A 4,091-nucleotide genomic window follows, 5' to 3' on the forward strand; every position below is an offset into this window, starting at 1 on the left:
CCTGTATTTAGCGCGGATGAAATTTTAGCGCACAAGGGCGAATTTGACGTTTTAGTTCTTTGCGGCGGTAGCGCGACGGATCTGCCGACTCAGACGCCAGAATTTGCAAAAGATTTTAACGTCGTAGATAGCTTCGATACGCACGCGAAAATCCCTGAGCACTTTGCCGCCGTGGACGCCGCAGCCAAAAAAGGCGGAAACGTAGGCATCATCGCCGTTGGCTGGGATCCGGGGCTATTTTCGCTAAATAGACTATACGGCGAGAGCGTGCTTGAAAATGGCAGCAGTTATACATTTTGGGGCAAAGGTGTGAGCCAAGGACACTCAGACGCTATCCGCAGAATAAAAGGCGTCGTGGATGCACGCCAATACACAGTGCCCATAGATAGCGCACTAGAGCGAGTACGCGCTGGGGAAAATCCAAATTTAACGACAAGAGAAAAACACCTGCGTGATTGCTACGTAGTGGCGCAGGACGGCGCTGATAAGGCACGCATCGAGCATGAGATAAAAACGATGCCAAATTATTTTGACGACTACGACACGAGCGTGCATTTTATAGATATGGAGACGCTAAAAAGAGAACACGGCGGTATCCCACATGGGGGATTTGTGCTGCGAAGCGGAGTGAGCGGAGAACACGGCGAGAACAAACACTTGATCGAGTTTTCGCTAAAACTTGACTCAAATCCAGAATTTACAGCAAGCGTGCTAGTAGCCTACGCTAGAGCAGCATATCGCTTGGCGCAAAGTGGTGAGAGTGGCGCATTTAGCGTATTTGACATCGCTCCAGCACTTCTTTCGCCAAAGAGCGCTGATGAGCTAAGGCGAGAAATTTTATAAATTTAGGCAGTTAAAAATAAGGAAAATTTAGTGATAAAAATAGAAAATTTAACCAAATTTTATGGCGGCACGCAGATCCTTTATGATGTAAATTTAGAGGTTGCAAAGGGCGAAATTTTTGCTATCGTGGGACATAGTGGCGCTGGTAAATCAACGCTTTTAAGGTGCATAAATGGGTTAGAGAGCTATCAAGGTGGCAGCTTAGAAGTCTTTGATCAAGAGATAAAAAATTTAGACGAGACGCAGCAAAGACATTTAAGGCGAGATGTTGGTATGATATTTCAGCATTTTGCCTTGATGGCTAGAAAAAATGTCTTTGAAAACGTCGCTACTCCGCTTAAATTTTGGGGCTACAAAAACGATGAAACCGAGAAAAGAGTGAGAGAGCTTTTAAATTTAGTCGGTCTTGAAAGCAAGGCAAAAAGCTATCCAAGCGAGCTAAGCGGCGGTCAAAAACAGCGTGTTGCCATCGCTAGAGCGCTTGCTTTAAATCCTAAAATTTTACTAAGCGACGAGGCGACTTCTGCACTTGATCCAAACACGACAAATCAAATTTTAGAGCTACTTGAGAAGATAAACAAAGAGCTAGACATCAGCGTCGTCATCGTCACGCACGAGATGGAGGTGGTAAAATCGATCGCAAAACGCGCGATACTGCTAGAAGGCGGCAAGATCATAGGCTCTGGAAGCATTGAAGAGCTATTTTTAAAGCCAGATGAGAAGATGAAAGAATTTTTAGGCGAGGTGGAAATTCTGCCAAGCACTGGCACAAATATCAGGCTATTTTTCCCAAAAGAAGTGGCTCAAAACAGCGTGATCACACACATGGCAAGAAGCCTAAATATCGACTTTAACATAGTCTGGGGTAAGCTTGAAAAGCTAAACGACAACGTCCTTGGCTCACTTGTCATAAACATAGATGAAAAAGATAAAGAAAACGTGCTTAACTATATCAAGCAAAGTGGCGTTTTGTGGGAGGTTGCTTGATGTTTGGTATTGACTTTTCTAAATTTCCAGATGTATTTTCTAGGATACTTTTGCCAGCTATCGGCGAAACGCTATATATGAGCATCGTCTCCACCCTGCTCGCCTTTGCCATAGGCCTTATACCTGCGGTTTTGCTCATCCTTTCAGACAAAAATGGCCTAAAGCCAAACAAGCAGCTTTATTTTGTCCTTGATATCATTATAAACGTGCTTAGAAGCTTTCCGTTTATCATCCTCATCATCGTGCTCTTTCCTGTCACAAAAATGATCGTAGGCACGAGCATTGGCACCACAGCTGCGATCGTTCCGCTAACTATCGGAGCGGCTCCGTTTGTGGCAAGGCTCATTGAAAATGCCTTAAAAGAGGTTGATAAAGGCATCATCGAAGCTGCTCAAAGCTTTGGTAGCTCGAAATTTCAGATCATTTTCCGCGTGATGTTTGTAGAGGCACTTCCTGGCATCATCTCGGCATTTACGCTAACGCTTATCGTAAATATCGGCTTTTCAGCGATGGCTGGTGCAGTTGGCGGTGGCGGACTAGGATCAGTCGCTATAAACTACGGATATCAGAGATTTCGCCCAGATATCATGCTCTACACCGTGGTTATTCTTATCATTATGGTTCAAATTTTCCAAGTTTTAGGCAACTATCTCTATAAAATTTCAAAAAAATGATTTTAAAAACATTGCAAATGCTAATGCCACACATAAGATAAAAGCGATAAAAATTGCCATAAATTTTGGCTTAAAAAACCTATTAAGAAGTATTATTTCCGGCAGGCTAACCCCTGCCGCCGTTATTACAAACGCTCCAAATGCGGCCGCACTAGCACCCGAGGTAAGAAGCGCTAAGCCAATTGGCACTAGCGCTTCTACTCTAACATAGAGCAAAATTCCAAACAATGCCGAAATAAGTATCGAGGCGATGTCGCTAGAACCAAGATAGTTTGAGATAAGCTTTTGCGGAACAAATCCGTGTATAGCGGCGCCGATAAACATCGCAAGCAGTATGTAATAAAATAGTTTTTTATACTCTTTTACCGAGTTTAAAAGCGCCATTTTGTAAATATTTTTACTATTTTTTATATCCTTGCAAGAGCAAGCTTGCGTCTGATTAACGGGTGTAAAAACAAAGCCTTTAGTTGGATTGTTTGGGCTAAATTTTGGTTTTAAAAAATCATCTTTTAAAAATAGATTTTGATCTGCTTTTGATAACAAAAGACCAAAAGCAAGCGATGAGATAAAAATGACCGTAAAATAAATAATGCTAAATTTAAACCCAAAACTCATAAAAAGAAGCGTTAAAATTACAAGATTAACAAGCGGAGAGCTTAACAAAAATACGCTACTAACGCCAAGTGATACGCCGCTTTTTAAAAACCCATTTAAAAGCGGTATAGTAGAGCACGAACAAAACGGCGTAATAGCGCCAACCAAAAACGCCTTGATAAAGCTTGAAATTTTTGTGCTTATAAGGTGTTTTTTGAGTTTTTGACTAAATTTTTCAGATACGATAAATACCAAAAAAGAGACACAAAAAAATAGTAGTGAAATCTCTGTAAAATAAAGTATGAAAAATTTAATAAACTCAAATATATTGTGTTGATTAAAAAGATCGAGCATTTTTTTACCTTTAAATTTTTTATATGATTATATACTAATATAGGAATATAGTCAAGTGTAAATTTAGTTCTTTTAAGTTAAAATCATAAAAAAGGTATAAAAATGCAATATGTTGATATTCTTGCGCTAAAAAGCGAATTTATGAGAGTTTTGGCTCATCCTATTAGGATCGGAATAGTTGAGGTTTTAGGTGATAAAAAGATGAGCGTAGGTGAAATTTGCGAGCTTTTAAATAAAGAACAAGCAACGGTTTCAAAGCATCTTGGGGTATTAAAAAATGGAGGAATTTTAAAAAGCGAGAAGTCCGGACTTAATGTTTTTTACTCGGTTGATATTTGCTGTTTGCCAAATTTTTTGGAATGTTTAAAAAATATTTTAGAGGAAAAAGCAGCCAAAAACTCAAAAAATGCAAGAGGTGTCATAAAAAGTCTAAGATAAATTTCTAAAATTTATTTTTTTTTAAACTTTTTTTGCATAAAATCCCGAAATTAATTTTACAAAGAAAGGATAGAAAATGAAATCAGATATGTGCGAAATGCGTCGCTTCACTCAACTTAAGTCGTCGAAAGACTAACGCTAAGCGCAAAATTTCTTTTTAAGCGCTTAGTCTTGCTAAGCATTTAAAAAGAAATTTAAGCC

At 39.4% G+C, this 4,091-nt stretch carries 5 protein-coding genes; 4 read left to right on the plus strand and 1 reads right to left on the minus strand.

Annotation, left to right across the window (positions count from 1 at the left end; all coding sequences use genetic code 11):
* The 3 genes from Q0296_RS06970 to Q0296_RS06980 form a co-directional block, all read left to right on the plus strand.
* Window positions 1-843, plus strand: an 843-nt coding sequence (locus tag Q0296_RS06970; protein WP_298038564.1) for a diaminopimelate dehydrogenase, incomplete at its 5' end; no start/stop codon positions are given.
* A gap of 30 nt (window positions 844-873) precedes the next feature.
* Entirely contained in the window at window positions 874-1,830 is a 957-nt protein-coding gene (locus Q0296_RS06975; protein ID WP_298038566.1) for a methionine ABC transporter ATP-binding protein, read from the plus strand.
* Complete coding sequence (locus Q0296_RS06980; protein ID WP_103571991.1) at window positions 1,830-2,504, plus strand: methionine ABC transporter permease; 675 nt, start codon at window positions 1,830-1,832, stop codon at window positions 2,502-2,504. Before Q0296_RS06975 ends, Q0296_RS06980 begins: the two co-directional genes overlap by 1 nt.
* On the opposite strand, the gene Q0296_RS06985 is transcribed toward Q0296_RS06980, so the two are convergent.
* Window positions 2,493-3,452, minus strand: coding sequence for a permease (locus tag Q0296_RS06985; RefSeq protein WP_298038571.1), 960 nt, complete (start codon window positions 3,450-3,452; stop codon window positions 2,493-2,495). The two genes, Q0296_RS06980 and Q0296_RS06985, sit on opposite strands and share 12 nt — an antisense overlap.
* Before the next feature lie 102 nt (window positions 3,453-3,554).
* Between Q0296_RS06985 and Q0296_RS06990 the strand changes: the two genes are divergently transcribed.
* Window positions 3,555-3,890, plus strand: a complete 336-nt coding sequence (locus Q0296_RS06990) for a metalloregulator ArsR/SmtB family transcription factor (RefSeq protein WP_103558062.1) — start codon at window positions 3,555-3,557, stop codon at window positions 3,888-3,890.
* Window positions 3,891-4,091: the final 201 nt, after the last annotated feature.

This window comes from uncultured Campylobacter sp., assembly GCF_937890585.1.
Classification (GTDB): domain Bacteria; phylum Campylobacterota; class Campylobacteria; order Campylobacterales; family Campylobacteraceae; genus Campylobacter_A.